Origin of the sequence: Hydrogenibacillus schlegelii (assembly GCF_001653195.1) — a bacterium.
In the GTDB taxonomy this organism is placed as follows: domain Bacteria; phylum Bacillota; class Bacilli; order Thermicanales; family DSM-22653; genus Hydrogenibacillus; species Hydrogenibacillus schlegelii.
This window is the reverse complement of the sequence record NZ_JXBB01000003.1, coordinates 12,193-33,588: the sequence shown is the minus strand read 5'-3', so window position 1 is coordinate 33,588 and position 21,396 is coordinate 12,193. Positions and strand designations below refer to the sequence as shown.

At 61.3% G+C, this 21,396-nt stretch carries 22 protein-coding genes and 3 pseudogenes; 9 read left to right on the top strand and 16 right to left on the bottom strand.

Annotated features, from left to right (window positions below):
* The first annotated feature begins 108 nt into the window (after positions 1 to 108).
* Complete coding sequence (locus SA87_RS02105; protein ID WP_066198464.1) at positions 109 to 486, top strand: hypothetical protein; 378 nt, start codon at positions 109 to 111, stop codon at positions 484 to 486.
* A gap of 223 nt (positions 487 to 709) precedes the next feature.
* On the opposite strand, the gene rpmA is transcribed toward SA87_RS02105, so the two are convergent.
* From rpmA to rplU, 3 genes are all read right to left on the bottom strand, one after another.
* A complete protein-coding gene (gene rpmA, locus SA87_RS02100) occupies positions 710 to 1,015 on the bottom strand; it encodes a 50S ribosomal protein L27 (RefSeq protein WP_156423663.1) in 306 nt (101 codons plus the stop codon).
* A gap of 91 nt (positions 1,016 to 1,106) precedes the next feature.
* Positions 1,107 to 1,535, bottom strand: a complete 429-nt coding sequence (locus SA87_RS02095) for a ribosomal-processing cysteine protease Prp (RefSeq protein WP_066198459.1) — start codon at positions 1,533 to 1,535, stop codon at positions 1,107 to 1,109.
* Positions 1,536 to 1,678: 143 nt separating this feature from the next.
* Positions 1,679 to 1,990 carry a 50S ribosomal protein L21 gene (gene rplU, locus SA87_RS02090; RefSeq protein ID WP_066198455.1) on the bottom strand — a complete coding sequence of 104 codons (312 nt, stop codon included), beginning with the start codon at positions 1,988 to 1,990 and terminating at the stop codon, positions 1,679 to 1,681.
* A 360-nt stretch (positions 1,991 to 2,350) separates the two neighbouring features.
* On the opposite strand from rplU, the gene SA87_RS02085 reads away from it, so the two are divergent.
* Together SA87_RS02085 and SA87_RS12485 are read left to right on the top strand one after the other, a co-directional pair.
* Positions 2,351 to 2,635, top strand: coding sequence for a MoaD-like domain-containing protein (locus SA87_RS02085; protein ID WP_066198452.1), 285 nt, complete (start codon positions 2,351 to 2,353; stop codon positions 2,633 to 2,635).
* A gap of 183 nt (positions 2,636 to 2,818) precedes the next feature.
* Positions 2,819 to 3,100: pseudogene (locus SA87_RS12485) on the top strand (transposase); the annotation flags it as partial.
* Positions 3,101 to 3,113: 13 nt separating this feature from the next.
* On the opposite strand, the gene SA87_RS02080 reads toward SA87_RS12485, so the two are convergent.
* Entirely contained in the window at positions 3,114 to 3,812 is a 699-nt protein-coding gene (locus tag SA87_RS02080) for a hypothetical protein (RefSeq protein ID WP_066198450.1), read from the bottom strand.
* Entirely contained in the window at positions 3,809 to 4,087 is a 279-nt protein-coding gene (locus tag SA87_RS02075; RefSeq protein ID WP_066198594.1) for a PadR family transcriptional regulator, read from the bottom strand. Before SA87_RS02075 ends, SA87_RS02080 begins: the two co-directional genes overlap by 4 nt.
* 816 nt (positions 4,088 to 4,903) lie before the next feature.
* Between SA87_RS02075 and SA87_RS02065 the strand changes: the two genes are divergently transcribed.
* From SA87_RS02065 to SA87_RS02055, 3 genes are all read left to right on the top strand, one after another.
* Positions 4,904 to 5,317, top strand: coding sequence for a DoxX family protein (locus SA87_RS02065; RefSeq protein ID WP_066198443.1), 414 nt, complete (start codon positions 4,904 to 4,906; stop codon positions 5,315 to 5,317).
* 109 nt (positions 5,318 to 5,426) lie between these two features.
* On the top strand, positions 5,427 to 6,215 hold the full coding sequence (locus tag SA87_RS02060; protein ID WP_082718494.1) for a DODA-type extradiol aromatic ring-opening family dioxygenase: 789 nt from the start codon (positions 5,427 to 5,429) through the stop codon (positions 6,213 to 6,215).
* A 54-nt stretch (positions 6,216 to 6,269) separates the two neighbouring features.
* Complete coding sequence (locus tag SA87_RS02055; protein WP_066198441.1) at positions 6,270 to 7,121, top strand: pirin family protein; 852 nt, start codon at positions 6,270 to 6,272, stop codon at positions 7,119 to 7,121.
* A 130-nt stretch (positions 7,122 to 7,251) separates the two neighbouring features.
* On the opposite strand, the gene SA87_RS02050 is transcribed toward SA87_RS02055, so the two are convergent.
* The 7 genes from SA87_RS02050 to SA87_RS02020 all read right to left on the bottom strand — a co-directional run bounded on the left by SA87_RS02050 (position 7,252) and on the right by SA87_RS02020 (position 14,051).
* Positions 7,252 to 8,565, bottom strand: coding sequence for an MFS transporter (locus tag SA87_RS02050; RefSeq protein ID WP_220678508.1), 1,314 nt, complete (start codon positions 8,563 to 8,565; stop codon positions 7,252 to 7,254).
* Positions 8,566 to 8,695: 130 nt separating this feature from the next.
* The gene (locus tag SA87_RS02045) at positions 8,696 to 9,208 is read right to left on the bottom strand and encodes a flavin reductase family protein (RefSeq protein WP_342669820.1); all 513 of its coding nucleotides are present in this window, start codon (positions 9,206 to 9,208) and stop codon (positions 8,696 to 8,698) included.
* 49 nt (positions 9,209 to 9,257) lie between these two features.
* Positions 9,258 to 10,202, bottom strand: a complete 945-nt coding sequence (hpaD, locus tag SA87_RS02040) for a 3,4-dihydroxyphenylacetate 2,3-dioxygenase (protein ID WP_066198435.1) — start codon at positions 10,200 to 10,202, stop codon at positions 9,258 to 9,260.
* Entirely contained in the window at positions 10,199 to 10,789 is a 591-nt protein-coding gene (locus SA87_RS02035) for a cupin domain-containing protein (protein WP_211264135.1), read from the bottom strand. The genes hpaD and SA87_RS02035 overlap by 4 nt, the downstream gene beginning before the upstream one ends.
* Positions 10,790 to 10,840: 51 nt before the next feature.
* Positions 10,841 to 11,641, bottom strand: coding sequence for an SDR family oxidoreductase (locus SA87_RS02030; protein ID WP_066198432.1), 801 nt, complete (start codon positions 11,639 to 11,641; stop codon positions 10,841 to 10,843).
* 12 nt (positions 11,642 to 11,653) lie between these two features.
* On the bottom strand, positions 11,654 to 13,144 hold the full coding sequence (locus SA87_RS02025; protein ID WP_066198429.1) for a 4-hydroxyphenylacetate 3-hydroxylase family protein: 1,491 nt from the start codon (positions 13,142 to 13,144) through the stop codon (positions 11,654 to 11,656).
* A 43-nt stretch (positions 13,145 to 13,187) separates the two neighbouring features.
* Positions 13,188 to 14,051, bottom strand: coding sequence for an alpha/beta fold hydrolase (locus SA87_RS02020; RefSeq protein WP_066198427.1), 864 nt, complete (start codon positions 14,049 to 14,051; stop codon positions 13,188 to 13,190).
* Between the two features lie 554 nt (positions 14,052 to 14,605).
* Between SA87_RS02020 and SA87_RS02005 the strand changes: the two genes are divergently transcribed.
* The 3 genes and pseudogenes from SA87_RS02005 to SA87_RS12985 form a co-directional block, all read left to right on the top strand.
* The gene (locus SA87_RS02005; RefSeq protein ID WP_066198414.1) at positions 14,606 to 15,505 is read left to right on the top strand and encodes a transposase; all 900 of its coding nucleotides are present in this window, start codon (positions 14,606 to 14,608) and stop codon (positions 15,503 to 15,505) included.
* Between the two features lie 32 nt (positions 15,506 to 15,537).
* A pseudogene (locus tag SA87_RS14325) lies at positions 15,538 to 15,951 on the top strand (transposase); the annotation flags it as partial.
* Positions 15,952 to 16,021: 70 nt separating this feature from the next.
* Positions 16,022 to 16,609: pseudogene (locus SA87_RS12985) on the top strand (transposase); the annotation flags it as partial.
* 253 nt (positions 16,610 to 16,862) lie between these two features.
* On the opposite strand, the gene SA87_RS01995 reads toward SA87_RS12985, so the two are convergent.
* From SA87_RS01995 to SA87_RS01980, 4 genes are all read right to left on the bottom strand, one after another.
* Positions 16,863 to 17,759 (bottom strand): VOC family protein, encoded by an 897-nt coding sequence (locus SA87_RS01995; protein WP_066198407.1) that lies wholly within the window; start codon positions 17,757 to 17,759, stop codon positions 16,863 to 16,865.
* A gap of 361 nt (positions 17,760 to 18,120) precedes the next feature.
* Positions 18,121 to 18,879: an alpha/beta fold hydrolase gene (locus tag SA87_RS01990; RefSeq protein ID WP_066198405.1), complete on the bottom strand. Its 759-nt coding sequence runs from the start codon at positions 18,877 to 18,879 to the stop codon at positions 18,121 to 18,123.
* A gap of 4 nt (positions 18,880 to 18,883) precedes the next feature.
* Complete coding sequence (locus tag SA87_RS01985; protein WP_066198399.1) at positions 18,884 to 20,368, bottom strand: 4-hydroxyphenylacetate 3-hydroxylase family protein; 1,485 nt, start codon at positions 20,366 to 20,368, stop codon at positions 18,884 to 18,886.
* Positions 20,365 to 21,384 carry a dihydrodipicolinate synthase family protein gene (locus SA87_RS01980; RefSeq protein WP_066198397.1) on the bottom strand — a complete coding sequence of 340 codons (1,020 nt, stop codon included), beginning with the start codon at positions 21,382 to 21,384 and terminating at the stop codon, positions 20,365 to 20,367. The genes SA87_RS01985 and SA87_RS01980 overlap by 4 nt, the downstream gene beginning before the upstream one ends.
* Between the last annotated feature and the right edge of the window lie 12 nt (positions 21,385 to 21,396).

Genomic DNA, 21,396 nt, shown 5'->3' with positions numbered 1-21,396 from the left:
CGATCCGGCGCCGGCGCCCGTTCATAGGCTACCATGAGCCGCCGCCCGCCATGCGCCGGATGCTCGAACGTGAAAGCTCATCCCGCGTCAACGAAAGGAGCCGGATCGATGGTCGTCCCGCTGATCGCCTATGTGCCCATCGTCCACCCCGACGCCGCCCGGGCCCTTCTTCCGGTCGCCGGCCACCCGCCCGCCGGAAACGCCGGCGAGGAGCGGGGAGAGCGGTCCGGCGAGACCGCGGCCGACGCCTTCGCCGGGTTTTCCGGATTGCCGGCTTCCGCGCCCGGAACCGCCGGCACGCCCGGCGGACCGCCTCCTGGACCGGAGGACATCCGGCGACTCAACCCGACGCTTCCGCTCATCCTCTACCCGATCCTCGTCTTCGGACTGCTCCCGTGGATGCATGTTCCGAACGCGCCGTCGGTGCCGCCGTATCCGGCGCCGTACGCCCCGCCGCCGGCGTCGAAAAGTCTCTGGCCGTGGTGACCGACGCTCCGATGCTTCCGAAACGGCCGGCGGATTCCCGTCCTCAACGGCCTTTCGGAGGAGTGGCCCTGCGAAGACAAGGCAAAACGACCGCCCGTGGGCGGTCGTTTTGCCTTGTCGATCCCCAGGCTTCATCGACCGGCAATGTCCGGCCGGTCACCCGTCCGGCCGTCGGCTTCGCCCGAGCGGAAGGCGAAAGTGCGGCCTCTCCGGATCGCGCCGTTCACTGGACCGTCGCGGCCCGCTCCGCCTCCACCGCTTCCCGCGGATAGACGCTGACCCGCGTCCGGTCGCGGCCTTCCCGCTCGAAACGGACGATGCCGTCAATGAGCGCAAAGAGCGTATCGTCCTTCCCTCGGCCGACGTTTTTCCCCGGGCGGATCTTCGTCCCCCGCTGCCGGACGAGGATGTTCCCCGCGAGGACGAACTGCCCGTCGCTCCGCTTGACGCCGAGCCGCTTGGCGATCGAGTCGCGGCCGTTTTTCGTGCTGCCGACGCCCTTTTTCTGGGCGAAGAACTGAAGATCCATGCCGTAGCAAAACCGCATCGGGCGTCCCTCCCTCAGTGAACTTAAGCGCCGCTTCGGCTTCCTTTCTGCGTTCCCTGACCCGCTCGTCCGGTCATCCCGAGCTTATTCCCGAGTCCCGTCTTTCCGCCGATGCCCTTCCCCGATCGACCCGGTCGACGACCCCGCCCCCCTCACCCTCCGGCGCCTCCGGGTCGTCGACCGCGACATGGCCCGGATAGGAGGCGGCCAGCGCCTTGAGCGCGATGAGCATCCCTTCGAGGAGGAGCCGCGCATCGCGAAGGCGGTCCGACGGGACCCCTTCGCCGGGCGCCGGGAGGTGAAAGTGGAGGGAGCCGCTTTTCCCCATCTCCTTGACCGGATCGAGACCGGTCAAGCGGACGACGGCGTTCGCGGTGCCGAAGGTGATCGCCGATACGCCGGCGCAGACGATGTCTTCTCCCGGATCGGCATACCCGGCGTGCCCCTCGACGGCGATCTTCACCGGCACCCCGTCCCGGCGCCGGACGCGCACTTCAATCATCGCCGAACCACCCTTATCGACTTCGCTCGCCGGCCACCCGACCGGCGTTCCCGCAATCGCCCCGACGCGGCATGGAGCGTTCCGTAGGCCGGCCCGTCGGATCCCCCGCTCACCGGATCACCGGATCGAAACGCCGACCGGCGTTACGCCTCAATCGCCTCGATGCGCACCCGGGTGTACGGCTGGCGGTGGCCCTGCTTTTTGTGGTAATTCTTCTTCGGCTTATACTTAAAAACGATGATCTTCTTGCCACGGCCCTGCTTTTCCACCTTGGCCGTGACGCGGGCGCCGCCGATGTACGGAGCGCCGATCATCACCTCGCCGTCTTTTTCCACGAAGAGCACCTTGTCGAAGACGACCGTCTCGCCGACTTCTGCCGGAAGCTTTTCCACAAAGAGCACCGTTCCCTGCTCGACGCGGTACTGTTTCCCGCCGGTCTCGATGATCGCGTACACCGTCCCACTCCCCTTCGTCTTCGCCAGGACGCGCCGCAGGCGGTGCATCGCCCGTGCGATGCTTGGAGGCCGGACGCTTTCCGGCCGACCGGCCGCGGGCGGTTGACGACGGTTGTGAACAGCACGAGGCTATCATATTTTTTCACAGAAGTCAATGGGGCGGTCGTGCGCGATATGGGTCAAGCAGTTCTCGGAGACCCGGTCACCTTAAGGGACAAGGAAGACCTCATGAGACGCCTTTCAACCCCGACGGAAACTCGACCGTTTCCGGAAAACCCGAACGCGCTTTGCCTTCCCCCATGGATCGGGGAGGATGCCCCTCCCCGAAAAGCACGATCGCAATCTGAGGGAGGGGTGGCAATGACGCAGGCTCGCCTCGAATTTCGCGGGATAACGTTGGACACGCATCGCGAATATCTGGCCGAACTCGGATTTAGGCCTTGTCCGGCTTCTTCCGAAAGCCCTTTCGAACGATACTGCCGCGATGACGGCGCTCGCATCATCGTCCGCGAATCCCGCAGACTTAAGCTGACCGCCGAGTGGTCGATCGATGTCGTCGTTCTCGACTTTGAAGCGCCGGATGCCGAACGTTTGGACGCCGTGCTCAGCGCCTATCGCGTAAAGACCATGCGCGCCGGGGGGTAGCCGAAACGGCTCACGTCCGCCAAGCGCTTCAACAAGCGATTCAAAGCATCAGCGTCACAGGCATAAGGACGGCAGGCGGCGCATATGCTCCCCCACACGCGTGGGGGATGGCGCTCGACGCCATCGCCGCGGTCGTCCTGAGCGGGGCTTCCCCACACGCGTGGGGGATGGCGATGAACACGGTTTGAACCGAAAATCATCAAGCAGTACCAGACCAATACCGCCGGCATTGAAGACCAGATCATCGCCCTGTACGCCCGAGGCGTCAACATACGGGATAGCCAGTCCCCCTGCAACGACCGTTTTTGCCTCTACGGCCCGGCGATCTCTCCGGCCCTCATCTCCAACGGGACGAACAAACTCCTGCCGGCGATCAGGAAGCGGCAAAACCGGCCGTTACAGCCCGTGTACGTCGTGATGTTTCTCGATGCCTTCCACTCCCAAGTCAAACAGGACGGCCACATCGAATGCGGCTGAGCTAAAAAATATCAACATGTTTAAACACGCCTTTAAACACCAGTCGGTGAATCGACCAAAGGGCTGCCCCGATCGCCAAACTCATCCAAGCCGGAATGGGAAGCATGGGCACTGCATCTTTGAAGATATATTGCCAGAGAAGAAAACCGCCCACGCTGATCACCGGAAGCAGCAAAAACCACCCGATTTTCGCTCCCATCCCTTTAAACGTGGATTTCCGCATGAAAAACATCATGCCTTCGATCCAAAGCGGCCCCAAGGCGGCCATGACGAACCAATCCGCCTTGAATCCTTCCGGAACGGGCACGCCATAAAAATGGTTCAACAACGGATACACCGTCAAACGAAACAAGGCATCCGAGAGAAATCCCACATACAGCACGGTGCTGAAAATGAACGCAAAACGGGGAAAATGAAAGAGCCTTTGCCTGCCCAACGTCTGAATCACCTCTTTACAATAACTTTCCGGGTCGTCGCCGAACACATCTTGTGCCGTGCGTCCTTCCCGCTGGGCGATCAACAAATGATCCAGCATCTCCAGCAATAGCTCCTCCACTTTCCGTTGTTCGACGGGACTCATCCGCAAGTACACCAGCATCTCTTCATAGTACTTGCGGTTTTCCTCGTTCAACTGCAGGCGCCGTTCATTGTTCAGTGCCGCCATGTCTTCCACCGTCATGCGGCGGGTTTCTTGATTCATCGTCCATCCTCTCCTAGCTGCAAAATGCGATCGACGGCCGTCTTCAGCTCCGTCCACTCACGGCGAAACCCATCCAACGCCCGATGCCCTTCTTCCGTCAAACGGTAATACTTCCTCGGCGGGCCGTTGGGCGATTCTTTCAGCTTTCCGACGATCAGATTTTCTTTTTGCAGCCGCAAAAGTACCGGGTAGATGCTGCCCTCGCTGACAAAGTTCAGCCCATATTCGGACAACCGGGCGCTCAATTCATACCCGTATATCTCTTCCTGCCGCATCACCGCCAAAACGCACCCTTCCAACACACCCTTCAACAACTGGCTTTTGCTTTTCGACGCCACGCTCGTTCACCACGCAATCTCCTTCTTCCTCCAGTAAATTGCATTACAAGGTCGGTGAGCCAAAAATTTGCTACCTTGTTACGTAAGGTAGCAGCTTGATTATACGTTCATCGATGGCATCCGTCAAGTGTACTCTGGCTCTAAGCTCAACAGTGGGGTTGCTCAAGCAGGAAAAAGGCGGCCCGAGCGCTCATGGGATCGTCCCCACACCCCATCGCAGGAAGGCTCCAACCGCCTGTGAAACCGCCTATGGACACGCGCTCGGTCTTCAAGACCGGATCATCGATCGCCTGGAGCAAAATGAGCAGAGCGTCGATGGGGTTGCCGGGCGGCCGAAAAAGGAAGCGCGCTGTCCCCATGGCCGGGTCATCCGCCGCCTACGTTCACCACCGTTCGTCAAAGGGGCGGCGGAAACGGCACACGGGGGTGGAGCAAAAGCCGGTCTCTCTCCGGATTCGGCCGCGGCGGTGCCGCGCAAAAACGAAGCAGACCTCACCGAGCGTCCGACGAAAGCGCCAGCCGCGACCCTCCGGGCTCCGGAACGGGGTGCAGTTTCACGGGGGCAAGGAAGAGCTGCGAGACCGCTCCCGGATCGCCTCCCGGGAGGAAACCTTGGACCCCACCAAGATCTTGACAGCGCGCGTGATTTACGATAAGGTAAAGCCATAGAGCTATATATTCTTTATCTGCTACCGTTTCGTTAGATCATGAGCGATCCCATCTCGCTTCATGGAGGCAAAGGAGGTCGAAAGGATGGTTTTCCAGCTCGATGTGGACGCGGGGCTTCTCATCATTCGCCTCTTCGTCGGCCTCATCGTCGCCGCCCACGGCGCCCAGAAGCTGTTCGGATGGTTCGGCGGTCACGGGCTCGGCGGCGTCGGCGGATGGCTGGAGTCCCTCGGATTTCGCCCCGGCCGGCTGTGGGCCGCTCTGGCGGGCGGCAGCGAATTTTTTGGCGGGCTTTTGTTTGCGCTCGGCCTCTGGACGCCGATCGCCGCGCTTTTGATCGCAGCGGTGATGATCGTCGCCCTTTTTACGGTGCACGTGAAACACGGGCTTTTCATCACCAATAATGGCTACGAATATGTGCTGATCCTGGCGGTCATCGCCCTCGTCATCGGCTTTTTGACCGGCCCCGGCGCCTACCGCGTTTCGATCGGCGGCTGAGGTTTGACCTCCAAGCGCTGCCGGCGCGTCCGGGGCTCAGGCACCGCAGGTGCCGATGCATGCCCGCTCATCGCTTGACCTAAAATAAACAACAAAAGGAGGTCTGCCGGTGAACGCGCCGGCGCTTTTTATCGCCCACGGATCGCCGATGCTGGCGATCGAAGACGATGCGTATGCGGCGTTTTTGACCCGCCTCGGCGCGTCGTGGCGGGACGCGGCCCAAAAACCGCGGGCCGTCGTCGTGTTCACCGCCCACTGGACGACGCGCCATCCGGCGGTGTCCATGACGGACGGCCCCTACGAGACGATCCACGATTTTTACGGCTTTCCGGAAGCGCTGTATGAAGTGACCTACCCCGCCCGCGGCTCGAAGGCCGTCGCCGAGCGCGTCCGGACGAGCCTCGCGGCGGCCGGCTTTCCGGTTTCCGTCGATCCGGCCCGGGGGCTCGATCACGGCGCCTGGGTCGTCCTCCGACGCCTTTTTCCGGCGGCGGACGTGCCGGTCGTTCAGGCGTCGGTCGTGCCGGGGTATGCGCCCGAACAGTTGTTTCGTATCGGCGAAGCGCTCCGCCCGCTGCGCCGGGAAGGCGTGCTCCTCATCGGGAGCGGCGGCACGGTGCACAATCTCATGTCGCTTCGCTGGACGGAGGCGGAGGAAGCGGAAGCGTGGGCCGTCGCCTTTGACGACTGGCTGCTCGAAAAGACGATACGGCGGGATGTGGCGGCCCTGTTCGACTACCGCCGGACCGCGCCGCATGCCCTCCGGGCGGTGCCGACGCCGGAACACCTGGCGCCGTACTGGATCGCCCTGGGCGCCGGCCTGCCGGATCAGACGCCCGAAGTGCTGTATCGGGACTACCAGTACGGCAGCCTGAGCCTGCTCGCGGTGGCGTTTTAGGGGCATATGTTAGTGGCATTTGAGCGATAGCCTTTGATAAGGAGTGGTGGCAGGATGGCGAAGGTGCTTCCCCTCTCGCCGACGACGGACGGCGAAGGCGCCCAGGTGCGGCGGCTCATGCCGACGCGGACCCTGTTCTTTTTGGATCCCTTTTTGCTTTTGGACCATTTTGCGGTCAGCCCGCCGGCCGGCTTCCCGCCGCACCCGCATCGCGGTTTTGAAATCATCACCTATATGCTCGAAGGCGCCTTCCGGCACGCCGACGACGCCGGTCACGAGGGCGTGATCTTCGCCGGCGGCGCCCAGCGCATCACGGCGGGTTCGGGCATCTGGCACTCGGAGATGCCGGGAACGGACGGCGTCAACGAGGGGCTGCAGCTGTGGATCAACCTGCCGCGAAGCGAAAAAGGCATTCCGCCGGGCTATCAAGACGTGCCGCCCGAAGCGTTTCCGGTTCATGCCCAAGGCGGCGTCACCGTGAAGACGATCGTCGGAAGCGGCTCGCCGATCGAAATCCTCCGTCCGATGCGCTATGAAGACGTCACCCTCGCCTCCGACGGCCGGTACCGGATGGAGATTCCGAACGGAGATCAGGGATTGGTCTATCCGCTGGCCGGCCGCCTCCGGGTTCAGCTCCGCGGCGGTGCGGAAGACGGGCGCGTGCTGGAGGTCCCGGCCGGTTCGGCGCTCGTCGTCCTCGCCGGCGAGGCCGCCGAACTCGACATCGAACCGGCGCCGGAAGGCGCCGAGGAAAAGGCGTCCGCCACCGGCCCGGACGCCTCGGCTGCCGGCCCCTCCGCGTCCACCGCCCCTGCCCGCGGCACAAACGGCGCAGCCCGCCTCGTCGCCGTCTTCGGCACGCCGATCGGCGAACGCCCCGTTTTCCGCGGAAGCTTCGTGGACTGAAAAACGCCGTCGAAATCGTTACGGACTTCCGGGCCGTCCATCAAGCTTCCATAAATAAGCGCCATCAAAATATAGCGCCAACAACCGACCCCGCCCGCGCCATGCAGGCGGGGTCGGTTCGTTCATCGTTTTATGATTTGGTTTCCGCCGTCGAAGATTTTTCCTTCGTCGAAGACTTTTCCTTCGGCACCGATTTTTCCTTCGGCAACGAAAGAATGAGCGCTGCGGCGAGGACAAGGGCGATCACCCAGAGCAAGATGGCCAAATCAAACGACCCGGCCCGATCGCGAATCGCCCCGGTCACATACGGACCGACAAATCCCCCGATGTTGCCGATCATGTTGATGAGTCCGATCCCGCTCGCCGCGACCACGCCCGACAGGAACGTCTGCGGGATGGCCCAGAACGCCCCAAAGTACGCATTGAGGCCGACGGCGGCGATGGACAGCCACACGAGGAGCCATGCGGGATGATGATGCGGGCCGTAAGCCAAAAGAAGCAGGCCGAGTCCGCCGACGAACCACGACAGGACGGTGTGCCAGCGCCGCTCCCCGGTCGCATCCGAATGACGGCCGTTCAGATACATCGTGATCGCCGCCAGCGAGAACGGGATCACCAGGAGCCAGCCGACCGAAGCGTTCGTCAACCCCGAAATCTGCTTGGTGATGGACGCCACGAAGTAGTTAAAGCCGTAGAAGCCGATACCGAGCAAAAACATGCTGATCGCCACGCGCCAGACGATCGAATCGCGGAGCGCCAGCGCCCAGCTGCCATGCCCGGCGCCCGCCTTCGCGCGGCGTTCCGCCTCCAGCTGTTCGCGAAGGGCGCGCTTCTCCTCTTCGCTGAGCCAACGGGCGTCTTCCGGACGGTTCGTTAAGAACAGGAGCATGAGGAGCCCGAGAACCACCGCCATCGCCCCTTCCACGATGAACAGCCATTTCCATCCGGACAGCCCCAGCCACTTCACCCCCAGCAACCACGACGCCAGCGGCCCGCCGATCACCTGTGAAACGGGAAGGCCGATGTAGAACCAGCTCACCGCCTGGGCCCGGTCCCGCTCGGGAAACCAGTGGCCGAGCATGACGAGGGCGGCCGGGACAAAACCCGCTTCCGCCAAGCCGAGCAAAAACCGAAGCAAGTAAAACTGCCAGGGGGCCTGCACAAAAGCGAACAACATCCCCACGATGCCCCACGTGATCATGATCCGGACGATCCACAGCTTCGCGTTCCATCGTTCCGCCAGGATGGCGCCGGGAATTTCCAAAAGCCAGTATCCGATCGCAAACAACCCGGCGCCAAGGCCGAAGATCTCCGCCGTAAAGCCCAGCTCCTCGTTCATCGTCAGGGCGGCATAGTTGATGTTCGTCCGATCCAGAAACGCCACGACATACGCCAGAAAAAGCCAAGGCAAAACGCGACCGGACGCCTTCCTCCGCGCGCTCATGAACGGGCTCATGAAAATCATCCCCCTTCTCCAGATCATGGAATACCGTAAATATTCGAATTCATGAGGCCAAAGAAGCGCCCGCCGCAAGCGCTGAGCGGGCACCAACCGTTCGGCGATCGGACGGCATTTAACGCTTCGATGGGAATGCGGAAGCTGAAGATGATTCATCGAGAGAAAGCGACGTCATCTTCCCGCGGTAGAAGACGAGCGGGTCCCCGTCCCGATACTGAAATTCCTGAACCTCCCCGAGGTAGAGCACATGGTCGCCACCGTCGTACGTCTGCCACGGCGTGCAGACGATCGTCGCCAGCACACCGCCCAATCGGGGCGCGAGCGCCCCTTCGACCCAGGGAATGTCGAGGCCTTCCCGGGGCTTCCCGGCAAAATGATAGGCCAGATCCTCCTGATCGGAGGACAGGATGTTCACCGCAAAAGGCCGTCCGGGGAGCTTTCCGTAAGCTTTCGTCCGCCGATCGATCGCTACAAGGATGAGCGGCGGATCCAGCGACACGGACGTAAAAGAGTTCATCGTGATGCCGTACCGTCCGCCGTCTTCCCCCCGGTAGGTCACCACCGTCACCCCGGTGGCAAAACGGCCAAGACAGTTCCGAAACTCTCGCTGATCGATCGCCTGCGACACACCGCTCACCCCCTGAACGATGCGGTTCCCCTAACGCTTCGTTTCCCTTTTACCCCGGCCAGCGGTCGTTCACCGGCTGGGTCTCCAAAAAGCGCGCCGGATATTCCGGACCCCACCACAATCGACCGCGGCGGTCGTACTCCTCCCACGTCCAGCGAATCGGCGGGCGATCCAGATCCCGCGGGTAGTCATTGGCGTAGATCTCGATGCGGTTCCCGTCGGGATCGCGGATGTAGAGGAAAAGCGCGTTCGACAGCCCGTGCCGCCCCGGCCCGAACTCGATCGACGCCTGGTACCCCGCATCGGCCAAAAGATCCGCCGTGCGGATGATCTCCTGCGGCCCTTGGACGAGGTACGCGACGTGATGAAGCGCGGGGCCCTTCGCCCGGACCAGCGCCACATCGTGCGTCCCGGGCGCCCGGCGCGTCCACGCGGCAAACGTCGCGCCGTCTTTGACCACGTATTCCGACACGCTGAACGCGAGCCGGTCCCGCCAGTACTGAAGCGCCGCATCGACGTCGGCGACGCGCAAGTTCATGTGATCGATCCGAAGCGGCGGAATCCCGCGGAAAAGATGCGTCCGGCGCATCGGGAGCGCGTCTTCGGAGGACGCGATGCTAAAAGAATGCACCTGATCCATCTCGTGATAAAACGCCACCGGATGCCCGTTCGGTTCCCGCACCCAAAGCGCTTCTCCCATGCCCGGCAACGTCCCTTCGGGCACGCGGCGCAGCGGCACGCCGAGGGCGGCATGGAGTTTTTCCAGCGTTGAAAGCGCCTCCGGGCTCGCCACCCGCAGCCCGAAATGGCCGAGCCCGGGGGTGTCGCGGCGCGTCAGGATCAGCGAGTAGCGGTCGAATTCCTCAACCCCGCGCAAATACAGGCGATTCTCCGTCCGCTCCGCTTCGATAAATCCGAGCACCTCGACGTAAAACGCCCGCGCGCGCTCCAGATCCGTGACGTACAGCTCAGCATAGCCCAAGCGGAGGATCATCGCCGTCCCCCCTCTTCTTCTTCCCTTTTTTGCTTGGCCCACGTCCGGTAGTCGATGAGTCCGGCGCTTTCCCGTCGATTGGCGTCCAGCGCCTCCAGCAACCGCGAATTTTCAATGAGCAGCATTTCAACGGTCACCGTTCCTGTGTTGTAATGGCGGTGCCAGATCCAGGGCGGCGTGTAAACAAAATCGCCCTTCTTCCAGCGCACGACCTGCTCCCCGATCTCCGAATACCCCTCGCCCTCGAGCACGAAATGGACCGATTCGTGAACATGCCGCTGAAGGTCGGTCGCCGCGCCGACCGGAATCCGCTGCAGATAAAACTCCATCGTCCGCGCCGGAATGTCGAGGAGAACGCCGATCTCGCTCGGATTGCCGGTGACCGACGCATCGAGCCAGATCGCGTCTTCCGAATGGACGACCAGCCCCTCGGCGCCGATATCCTGCCGGTCGCGATTTTTGAGCTTTTTTAACTGAGCCATGAAAGCGGCCAGTTTCGCCTCGCGCTCGGCGGGCGCCTGCTTCCCGTCACGAGCCGTTTTTCCGGCCCCGTCCACCGGCACCACCTCTCCTTGCTCATCGGACACCGCTCACCGGGCGCCGCATTTCAACAACGCGCCCTTTTCCCGAAGCATCGCTTAACCCAGCAGATGAAGCGGCGTAACCAGCGTAAACCCGCCGTCGACGACGTGCGTCCCACCCGTCATGAACGCCGACTCCTCCGAGGCCAGAAAGGCGACCAGCCGCGCGACGTCTTCCGGGCGACCGAAGCGGCCGGCCGGAATCCCGCGGAGATCATGCTCGAGCACCGCCTCGACCGAAAGGCCCCGCGCCTTGGCCCGCGCCTCGGCGATGGCCCGGCTGCGCGCCGTATCGATGTGCGCCGGCGCGACGACGTGCGTCGTGATGCCGTACGGCGCCATTTCCACGGCGAGCGATTCGGCCAGCGCTTTGACGCCGGCGCGCATCACGTTGGACAGGTGCAGCTCCGGAAGCGGCCGGATAACCGATGATGACGTCATATAGATGAGCCGCCCGAAACGTCGCTCGATCATCCCCGGGAGAACGCGGCGCGTGAGCCGAATGGCGGCGTCGAGCACCAGCCGGTAGGCCTTCTCCCAGTCGGCTTCGGAAAGCTCCAAGAACGTGCCGGGCCGAGGCCCGCCCGTGTTGTAAACCAAAATGTCGATCCGACCGAATGTTTGCAGCGCCTGTTCGGCCAAGGCGTCGATCGACGCCGGCGACGTAAAGTCGGCCAGCGCAAACGCCACCGAACGCCCCGTGGCACGAGCGATGGCTTCAGCCGTTTGCGGTAGAAGATCCTTCTCGATTCCGCTTAAAAAAACGTCTGCCCCCTCCTCGGCCAGCGTTCGGGCGATCGCCTGCCCGATCCCGGAGCTTGAGGCCGTCACCAGCGCCTTTTTCTCCTTTAACCGCACGACGGTTCCCCCTCAGATTTTCATTTCCTTGGCCTCGGGTTTCTCCGCTTTTGCGGCTTCTTCCTCCCTATACAGGGCCAGCGCCCGCTCGACCAGCGCCAGCGCTTCCCGTTTGTCATAAGCGCTGTACTGCGTCTGAATCCTCAGGAACATGGGATCTCCGGCGTAGAACCGTTCATACAGGACATGCCGGGAGCCGAAGTCGGAAATGGCCAGGTCCTGCGCGAGTTTGAAGAGGCGAATCTTCTCTTCGGCGCTCACCGTCGCTCCCCGGTAATACTTCCGAATATCGTCGGCGATCGGGCTGTCGAAGACGTCGAAGCTCGAAGGCTGATACATCAGCCCGCCGGCAAAGACGAGGTGCATGATCTCAATCACCCGCGGATACCAGCGGTTGCCCGAATTGCGCACGGCATAGAGCGGCACGACGTTCGGCATGTAAATCCCGTCGGCGTTCGGTTCGGCCGTCGCCTCCGAAGCGATGATCGCCGCCCGCACAAGCTCGATGTACGTCGTCACCTCGCCGATCATGTCCTGCACATGCGGGAACTGATTTGTCTGCACCATTTCCGTCCCCTTCATGAGCAGGCCGGCCAAAAACTGGAGCTTGACGAGCAGTCGGATCGACGTCTGGTGGCCGGTAAACGCGTTGGAGTTGACCTTCCAGATGGTGTTCACGCGCTCCACATCCTGATAGATGAACACGCGCTCCCACGGCACGAACACGTCGTCAAAGACGGCCACCGCATCGAGTTCGTCGAAGCGCGCCGCCAGGGGGTGATCGAGGGTCGACGAACGCGTGTACGGTTCCCGAGCGATCAGCCTCAACCCCGGCGTATCCAGCGGCACGGCGAACGAAATGGCGTATTTGTAATCTTTCTCCGTCGGCTTACGCAGGTGAAACGGCCAGACGAGCACCTCGTCCGCATAAGGACCGGACGTTGCCAGCATCTTGGCGCCGCGGACGATGATCCCGCCGTCCGTCTCGCGGACCACGCCGAGATATGTGTACTCATCCGGCTGCTCCGACGGCGGCTTGCTCCGATCCACCTGCGGATCGATGAGCACGTGCGTCAGAAAAAGGTCGTTGTCGCGGACATATTCGTAGTACTTTTTCACGTTCTCGGCGTACGGGCCGAAGAAATCGCGGTTGATGTACCATGCCGTGAGCATGGCGTTGAGAAAATCCGGCGAGCGGCCCATCAACCCGAACGTCTGCTGCGCCCAGATGAGCGACTGCAGGCGCCGCTTGTAAAGATCTTCCTTCGAGCGCGGAACGAGAAACGACGTCCCGACGAGCCCTCCGGTATCCGGAGACCGGTGGAGCATGTAGGAGGCGTGCTCCTCCGCCCACTGCACGTCGTAGAGGCGGGCCGTCGCCTCCACCGCCGGCCGGATGAGCGGATGCGCGGTCGGATCCGTCACCTTTTCCTTGCCGATCCACGTCTCCGGCGGATGTTCCTTGAGCCGTTGAATGTAGTCGATGCCTTTGCGGGCGCCCATGGCGGATTCCCCCTCGATCGTCTTTCTCATACCATTGAGGACTTCAGTCGAGCCGGCCGCGAATGAAATCGACATGCACCTGGTTGAATTCCTCCGGTTTTTCCCATTGCGGCCAATGGCCGGCCCCTTCGATGACGTGCAGCCTGCTATGCGGAATCCAGCGATGGAGCAGTTCGGCCTCCTCGACCGTGCCGGTCGGATCGTGGTCCGTCCAGAGGATGAGCGTCGGGCTCTGAATCTTCCCCACCCACGAAGGATCCCAGGCGTAATGCTTCCGAATTTCCCAGTCCTGGACGCTGACGATGTGATAGACGGCTTTCTTCATTTCCGGCCGGGTGTAGATCCCATAGCGGATGTGGACGAGCTCGTCCGTCACGAATGACTTATCGTAAAACAACCACTCCAGTCTCGAGCGAACGTTTTCATACGACGCTTCCGTCACCGCGCGGATCGTCGATTCCTTCACCCGCTGCATGACGTCCGGCTTGTTCGTGATGTTGCCCGGCGTGTTCAAGATGACCCGCCCCACCCATTCCGGATGATGCGCCGCAGTCCAGGCGGCCACCCAGCCGCCGAGGGACTCGCCGGAGACATGAAACTTTTCTAACCCCAGGGCCTTGGCCAGACCGATCAAATGATCGCTCAAGTAATCGATCGTATACGGCCGATCCGGTTTGTCGCTCAAGCCATGACCGACCATATCGTAGGTGATCACGCGAAAATGTTCGGCCAGACCCCGGATGTTGCGGGCATAGGCCTCCAGATGCCCCCCCGTCCCGTGGATAAGGATGAGCGCCTCGCCTTCTCCGGCTTCCAGAACGCGGGTTCGGATCCCCTGCACGTCGACGTAATACTGCTGCAAAGGAACGCCGACGAGCTCGAACCAAATGCTGACTGTCTTTTGCATCCGCATCCCCCTTTTAACCGATTTTGCGATCTGCGACGCCCCCGACAACCTTCGTTAAAATACTAAAATCTTAGTTGTTCCCAGCATACCATGGGCGTCTTTATTTGTCAAGATTTAAAAGGCTCTAAGCTAAAAAGTGCGGTTGTCTAAGCAGGAAAAAGGCGGTCAGAGCGCTCACGAGATCGTTCCCCCACCCCATCCCAAGGAGGCTCCGACCGCCTATGAAACAGTCTATGGACACGCGCTCGGTTTTCAAGGCCGGATCATCGATCGCCTTGAGCAAGATGAGCAGAGCGTCGACGTTTATGCCGGGCGGCCGAAAAAGGATGCGCGCTGCCCCCATGGCCGGAAGCGCGCTGCTCCCATGGCCGGGCCATCCGCCGCTTACGTTCACCGCCGTTCGTCAAAGCGGCGGCGTAAACGGCACACGGGGGTGGATCAAAGGCCGGTCTCTCTCCGGATTCGGCCGCGGCGGTTCCGTTGCCTTCTGCCGGAAGGGGTTTACGCAGACCTTCCCCGGCATCCAGCCCTGAGCCCGGATGACGAATCGGGCGATGGCCGTGCTTTTCGGCCGCCTGCGGGACCTCGCCCCCGCCGCGTGGCCGAAGAGGCAAGCAAATCCCCGGGGCGATTCGGCGCCTTTTGCTTCGGGGCGTTCGTTTCCGCCGAGCATCGAGACGCGCCTTGCGGAGCTTGAGGAGGTCGTCTTAAGCATCGACGAACCCCGCTTTCGCGGACGGGCCGGGGTTCACGGTGACCGGCGTCTGGCCCGAGAAGCGGCTTCCTTCCTTTTGCCGGGCGATCGGCTGAAGACGCCGGCAGCCTTTTTGAAGCGCCTTCCGGAATCCGTCCGGAAAACGATCCGGGCGGTGACGATCGACCTCAGGGAAAGCGGGAAGAAGCGGATTCAGCGGGTCCTTCCGGAAGCGCGCGGGGTGGCCGATCTGTTTCACGGTCTTCAGGATGGGGGCCGGCGGATGGATGAGGCCCGGCGGATGGATGAGGCCCGGCGGGTGGAAATACGCACCGGCCACCGTCTTCCCCGCCGGCCGCTTCGCCAAAACGAAGCAGACCTCGTCGAGCGTCAGGCGAAAGCGCCGGCCGCGATCCGCCGGGCTCCGGAACGGGGCGCAGTTTCACCGGGTCAAGGAAGAGCTGCGAGCCCTCTGCCGGGCCATTCCTGGAGGAAGCCAAGGCGATTGTGGACCGGATCCGTTTTGAGGCAGAGGGGGCCGGCGACTTGGTGCTCGTGCCGTGGGGCCGAACGCTTAAGCGCCGGAAGGAAGAACGAAATCCTTGCCGATCCCCCCTGGCGGACGACGAACGGCGACACCGAGGGCGTGCACCCGAAGATCAAACGGCTGAACCGGATCCGTGATGGCTTCAAAAATCGAGAAGTGTATGTCCGGAAGATGCTTTTGGCCTTTATTCCCTTAGCTCAGCTGATCGCCTGATCACACTTCTTTGACACGGAGCCCCTCGACGATTGACTTCCCATCAACCCAAATGGTTTCAGCACATTGATTGGGAAGCCCTCGTGCCACAAAATCACATCCTTCGCCAAATCGATCGCGTCTTGGATTTCTCGGTGATCCATAAGTGGGTCGCCCCGCTTGATTCGGAACGCACCGGACGTCCGGCCGTTGATCCGGAACTCGTCATGCGGATCATCTGACTTGCTTACCTCTTCAACCCCTCTGAGCGGGAACGCTTTCAAATGCTCCCCATGCACGCCGGTGATTTGGGGTTCTTAGGGCTCGATTTCGCGTCCGTGCTTCACCCGGAGGCCGGGGGTCCGAGGCTTCCGGATCGCACGACCGGGGTCAAAACGCGGAAACGTTGGCGCAGGCACGGCATTTTTGAGAAAGCCATGCGCCATGGGGTGGATCCGTGCATCGCTTAAAGGCTCGTTCCGCTCATCCCCCGGCTCCCTTTCGGCTTCGTTGGGAAGGTCACCCAAGAAGCCGGGCGATTTTCGGGGGGAGCGGTTTTCCAGCCGGACCCACCGGAGCATGACCGATCCGGATGCCCGCCTTTATCGAAAAAGCTCCGGCCAAGAAGCCCATTGGCGTGATCTCATTCATCACTCGGTGGACACACGCTCCTCCGTCATCTTGCGGACCCAGGCCAAGATCATCACGGGCACTGCGGAACGAGAGGCCGCCACCTGTGCGCTGCTGGACATCCGGCGTGAGCATCCCTGTCTTTGCAAGCAAAGCGCCTCCGGGGACGGCAGATATGCCGAACCGGAAACGCTCGATCGGCTTTTGAAGATGGACGTCGTTCCCCTCATTCCCGTGCGATCGCTTCAAAAAGAAGCGCTCCCCGGGTGGCGCCGAGCCGTCCGGGATCCGGAGAAAGCACGCAAAAGATGGAGCAAGATCAAGGCGGTGCTCGTGCAAAGCATTGTGCGTCGCCTGAATGGTCAACCGCATTACCGAGCCATTCGGAAACGACGCGTCGTCATTGAACGTCTTTTTGCCGAAGGCAAAGCGCAGCACGGCTTAAGCCGTGCTCGAAGCCGTGGCTTGGAAGCGATGCTGGGGAAGCCATCCTGACGGCTGTAGTGCAGAATCTCAAACGATTAAGCCGGTATGGGCGGAAGCGTCCACAGACCGGGAGTTCCGTGTGCCTCAAACCGGCATACGAAAGGCTCACAAGGGAAGTGGCCGCATTTTTGATGGTTCTATTCGTTATGACGTCACACCTCGTCGGGCGAAGATGGTCGATCCAGTGGACTTAATTCACCAGCCTTTTAGGACTCCCTCCTCCGCCGGGCGATGATCCTCGTTATGATGATGGTTCCGCTGCTTACGAACCTTTCGCAAACGATTCCGGAGGCAACTGCCCCCAAGCGCTAAACGCCTTCGGGAAGTTGTCCCAGATCTTCGGCGGAGCCTGGCGATCGACCGTCCGCGGCATTTCCGCAGACAACTCAAAGCGGTTGCCGCCTGGCTCCCAGAAGTAAGCAAAAATGTTCCCGCCGACACCATGACGCCCCGGGCCTGTCTCTAATGCGATCTGATGTTGCCCGAGGTAATCCAAGGCTTTCTTAACATGCTCGATCCCGTCCATCTGCCAAGCCAAGTGGTTGAGCGTCTCGCTCGGATTCTCTCCCCCGATCAGCGCCATGTCATGATGATACTCTCCTACGCGCGTCCAAACCGCCCCCCAGACGTCCGGCGCCGGTTGAAAGATATCGGAAATATAAAAGTCTAAGACATCCCGCAAAAACTCCGCCGTCTCGCGCAATTTTGGCACCGGCACTTGCAACGTGATGTGATCGACATCCAGAGGCGCAAATCCTCTTGTCCGCTTCACGTGCGTGAACACCGGATGCAGGTACGTGGGGCGATCCGCAACGAGGACGAGCTCCATCGTATGCCCGCTCGGCAGCCGAAAACGGATGCCGCCGGTGACGCCAGGATCATCCGTCTTGACTTCGGACACGCTGACCCCGCGATCCTGTAAGCGCTTTGCGTAATGTTCAAGATCAATTTCACTGTCAACCTGAAAGGCGAATCGCTCGACGCCCGTCCCGCCAGGTGCAATGGCCAAATCATAGTTGTCATCCGCGCCCAGTCCGAGGTAAATCACGTCGCCGCTTTTGTGAACTTCTTTCAATCCGACGACTTCTTCATAAAAGGCCAGCGCTTTGCCGGTGTCGCTTACGCGCAAATGCGCGTGAGCCACTTTCTGAATGGCCACCGTCTCATCCTCCTTCGTTGAACTCGTTCATGGAGCCCGTCAACGCTTGCTCAGTTAACCCCTGTGTCTATGTGTTCGCTTTCTGATACTAGGATATAAGGATCTTACGAGAAAGTCAAGGGGAATGCGAATTGATTTTTTTCACCATCCCTTTATATTTTCGGAACGCCTTGATATATTGAGCGTTACCTTCGGTGCGAGCAGACCATTCGACCGACCAAACCATCCGGTGCCATCGCCGTCCTTCATTCCGAACAAATCCGTATAAACTCGGCAAACAGCCCCCGTAAGAACGGAACACAACCCTAGGGCTTTCAACCCGCAAGGGCCCCGAAACCGGGGCCCTCTCGCAGAAGTCCATTTAATTTTTAAAGACAAACCGTTCGATCCGTGCGTTGTACGCTTCCGGCGCTTCAAGGTTCGGATAGTGACCTGTCTGAAGCCGGTGCAATTCGCTCGAGGCAATGCCTTGATGCAGTGCCTCGATATGGGCCGGCGGAATCGCCCCATCGAACTCCCCGTAGATGAGAAGCGTCGGAACGCGAATCTGGGAAAACCAGGGGGTCGGGTCCGGTCGGTTCGCCAGCGCCCGGAACGCGGTGGCCACTCCGACGCCGTCCGCCTCCTCGATCATCCGGCGAGCGCTTGCGATCACCTCCGGCTTCGTCGATCGTGCCGCCTCGGAAAAAAGCATCCCGATGAGCTGATCCGCCAGCGCCGCCGGACCGTGGGTCTCTACGGCCTGAGCCAGATCAAGGAACATCTGCCGCTCTTCCGCTGCCGGCGGCAGCGCATGCGTGCTGGAGATCACCAGCTTTTCAATCCGCTCCGGATGATGAGCGGCGATCCAGAGCGCAAGCTGAGCCCCCATCGAGACGCCAGCGACTACCGCCCGGCGGATCCCCAGCCGATCCCACTCCGCGAGGACGCCCCGGGCATAGTCTTCAAATCTCAGCTCGCGATTGGCCGGCGTGCCGCCGAAGCCGGGATAGTCGGCGGCGTAGATCGTCGCCCGTTCACGAAACGCATCGATCTGCGGCTGAAACATCCGCGAATCGAGCGGCAAGGCATGAAGGAAAGCCAGCGTCACTTCGGTCCCCTTTTTTAACGCATAAAACACGGGCTTACACCTCCCGAATCAATTTTTCAACCTGTTCCATCACCTGATCGTAATGGGCATCGAGTCCCATTCCCTGCGCGCCAAAAAAGAGCTGGATGAGAACGTCGCCGGTGTTGCCGGTGTGAAGCCGTTCCGTGAGCTCAGAACGGCTGGCAAAGTCGGAATGAACCACATCCCATACAACTTTATACAGCTTCGTCCGCTCCAAGCCGTCAACGGCCGCACCGCGGACAAACTCCACGATTTCGGGAACGGATTCCAGGTCTTTCAGCGAAGATAGGAGCGTCGCCGCCCCGCTTCCGGCGATCTCCTGAACCAGTTCGACGACGCGCTTGTAGATCATCGGACGGAGGGCACGGAACGTAAGCACGATCTCCGGATTCGGCATCACCCCCTGGTAATAGGGGACCGCCTTCGTCTCCGCGGCGTAGACAAGCGCCTTCATCATTTGTGTCCAAGCGACCAGTTCCCCGAGCCGTTCTTGCTGGCCGCGGAAGCCGATGGTGCCGTTCGCCTTGGCCACTTTGACCGCAAGCGCCGTGTAGAAGGCAAACTTCGTCTGCCAGCGGATCAGGTCGCCGTAGACGAGCTGAACCGCCATGTTGGTCTGACTTAACCAGTTGTCTGCCTTCTCCGGATCGCGATAGACGAAAACGCGCTCCCACGGGACAAACACGTCGTCGAAAAACAGAAAACTGTCGTTGTCATCGAAGAGCGTGGAAAACGGCGCATCCAGCGGATCGGCGACCGGCGGGCGGAACGATTGGCGGCTGAACACCTTAAGCCCCGGCGCGTTAAGGGGCACCGCGCCAATGAAAGCGTAGTCGGCGTCCTCCGGCGTCAGGCGATGGGCCCCGCCGTATCGCAGGATGAGCATTTCATGGTTAAAAGGCGCCGCCGTCGAAACCATCTTCGCGCCGCGGATGATGACGCCATCATCACGTTCCTGGACGACGCGCAAAACCAGATCCGGATTGGCCAACTCCGACGGTCGCTTGGAACGGTCGATCTGCGGATCGGTAAACGCATTGCCCGGATAGAGCCGCCTGTCGCGGACAACCGTGTAGAAACGGGCCACGTTGTCCTGATAAGGCACAAAATACGGGCCGGCCGCCCCCAACCCGGAGATCACCGGTCCTTTATATTCTGGACCCTGTACGATCATCCCCGCCGAAAGGGCATGAATTCGCTCCATCGCCTCGCGAATTCGCTTGAGATCCTCGACGTTTTGCGGCAGGAGATAGGGGACGAACGCCTGCGCCCCCGTTTCCGTCGTGTAGAGGAGCGATTCTTCCGACGCAATGACGTCATAAATGCGGGCGATCACCCGGGCATACGGTGCAAACGCCGGATGGCGCGTCACATCATCTACCGTTTCACCGTGGTAGATGACGGTGCGCCCATCCCGCAGGCTTTCGAGATAGTCGCTCCCGTTTTTGATCGTCTCGCGCGGTTGATAAACGTCTCGATCCGTCTTTGGCCGGCTCACTTCAGGACCTCCTTTCTTTTTTCGGCATCCTTCTCTCGCCTTCGGACTTCCTCGACGAGGGTCCGCCAGCGGCGGCCGTTTTCCCGCGCCCCTTCCGCGTACGCTTCCGGGACGACGTGATACGGCGGCCGCGTCGGACCGGCTTTGACATATCCGGCCTCGTCAAATCGGATCTTTTCGAGCGGGATGTTGTACTTGGAAAACTCCCGAAAGTTTTGCCGGGCCAGAAACGGCTCATACGTCCACTCGATGCGCTGGGTCACCCATCGGGCATCGTCCCAGCGCCCCTCCTGCACCGCCTTCCAGAGATAGAGCACCGGCTCCGGACCGCAGAGGGCACTGCTCGACCAAAATGCCTGTGCCTCCACCGGATAGAGCGCGACCGCCTGCAGCCAGTCCGAATCGAGCGGCATGAGGCGGATCTTCCCGTTCACCGCTTCGACATCGGCCCGGTATTTCGGCGTCAGGGCGATGTACTTGGCCCCGATGATCCGTGGATTTTTTGCCAGCTCCCGATACACCGGGGTCGGAATCGGCCCCTTGAACGCCTCGGGATTGTCGTACAAGACGATGCTCATCTCCGGAAACGCGGCAGTAACGTCGCGGTAATAGCGGATCATGGCGTCGGGACCGAGTTCGCTCCAAAACGGCCGCCCGAGAAACACGCCCCGCACGCCGAGATCGCGAAGAAAGCGCATCCGCTCGATCGTATCCCGCGTACTGAGCGTCGTCGCCCCGATAAAAAGCGGAAAATCGGGATTGTGCGCGCGAACGGTGAGATAGACAACTTCGGCGAAAGCCTTCCACTCTTCAAAGGTGAGCGTCGCCATCTCGCCCAGCGTGCCGTTGGTGAGGAGCCCGTGGACGCCGTCCCGTAAAAGGTTTTTGACCATCCTTTCGGTTTCGTCCAGATCGACGGTCATCGTTTCCCTGAAGTCCTGAGCGCCCTCTTTGGCCGGCGTCGGGGCCACCGCGATGACGCCTTTTAAGTCCTCGGCGGTCCAGCGCGTCGCCATTGATCGATCGCT

Bases quoted from the DNA above. Each gene is read 5' to 3' on its own strand.
- SA87_RS02105 (WP_066198464.1), top strand. From the start codon at position 109: ATGGTCGTCCCGCTGATCGCCTATGTGCCCATCGTCCACCCCGACGCC.
- rpmA (WP_156423663.1), bottom strand. From the start codon at position 1,015: ATGGATCTTCAGTTCTTCGCCCAGAAAAAGGGCGTCGGCAGCACGAAA.
- SA87_RS02095 (WP_066198459.1), bottom strand. From the start codon at position 1,535: ATGATTGAAGTGCGCGTCCGGCGCCGGGACGGGGTGCCGGTGAAGATC.
- SA87_RS02085 (WP_066198452.1), top strand. From the start codon at position 2,351: ATGACGCAGGCTCGCCTCGAATTTCGCGGGATAACGTTGGACACGCAT.
- SA87_RS02080 (WP_066198450.1), bottom strand. From the start codon at position 3,812: ATGAATCAAGAAACCCGCCGCATGACGGTGGAAGACATGGCGGCACTG.
- SA87_RS02075 (WP_066198594.1), bottom strand. From the start codon at position 4,087: ATGCGGCAGGAAGAGATATACGGGTATGAATTGAGCGCCCGGTTGTCC.
- SA87_RS02065 (WP_066198443.1), top strand. From the start codon at position 4,904: ATGGTTTTCCAGCTCGATGTGGACGCGGGGCTTCTCATCATTCGCCTC.
- SA87_RS02055 (WP_066198441.1), top strand. From the start codon at position 6,270: ATGGCGAAGGTGCTTCCCCTCTCGCCGACGACGGACGGCGAAGGCGCC.
- SA87_RS02050 (WP_220678508.1), bottom strand. From the start codon at position 8,565: ATGAGCGCGCGGAGGAAGGCGTCCGGTCGCGTTTTGCCTTGGCTTTTT.
- hpaD (WP_066198435.1), bottom strand. From the start codon at position 10,202: ATGATCCTCCGCTTGGGCTATGCTGAGCTGTACGTCACGGATCTGGAG.
- SA87_RS02025 (WP_066198429.1), bottom strand. From the start codon at position 13,144: ATGGGCGCCCGCAAAGGCATCGACTACATTCAACGGCTCAAGGAACAT.
- SA87_RS02020 (WP_066198427.1), bottom strand. From the start codon at position 14,051: ATGCAAAAGACAGTCAGCATTTGGTTCGAGCTCGTCGGCGTTCCTTTG.
- SA87_RS02005 (WP_066198414.1), top strand. From the start codon at position 14,606: ATGGCCGTGCTTTTCGGCCGCCTGCGGGACCTCGCCCCCGCCGCGTGG.
- SA87_RS01980 (WP_066198397.1), bottom strand. From the start codon at position 21,384: ATGGCGACGCGCTGGACCGCCGAGGACTTAAAAGGCGTCATCGCGGTG.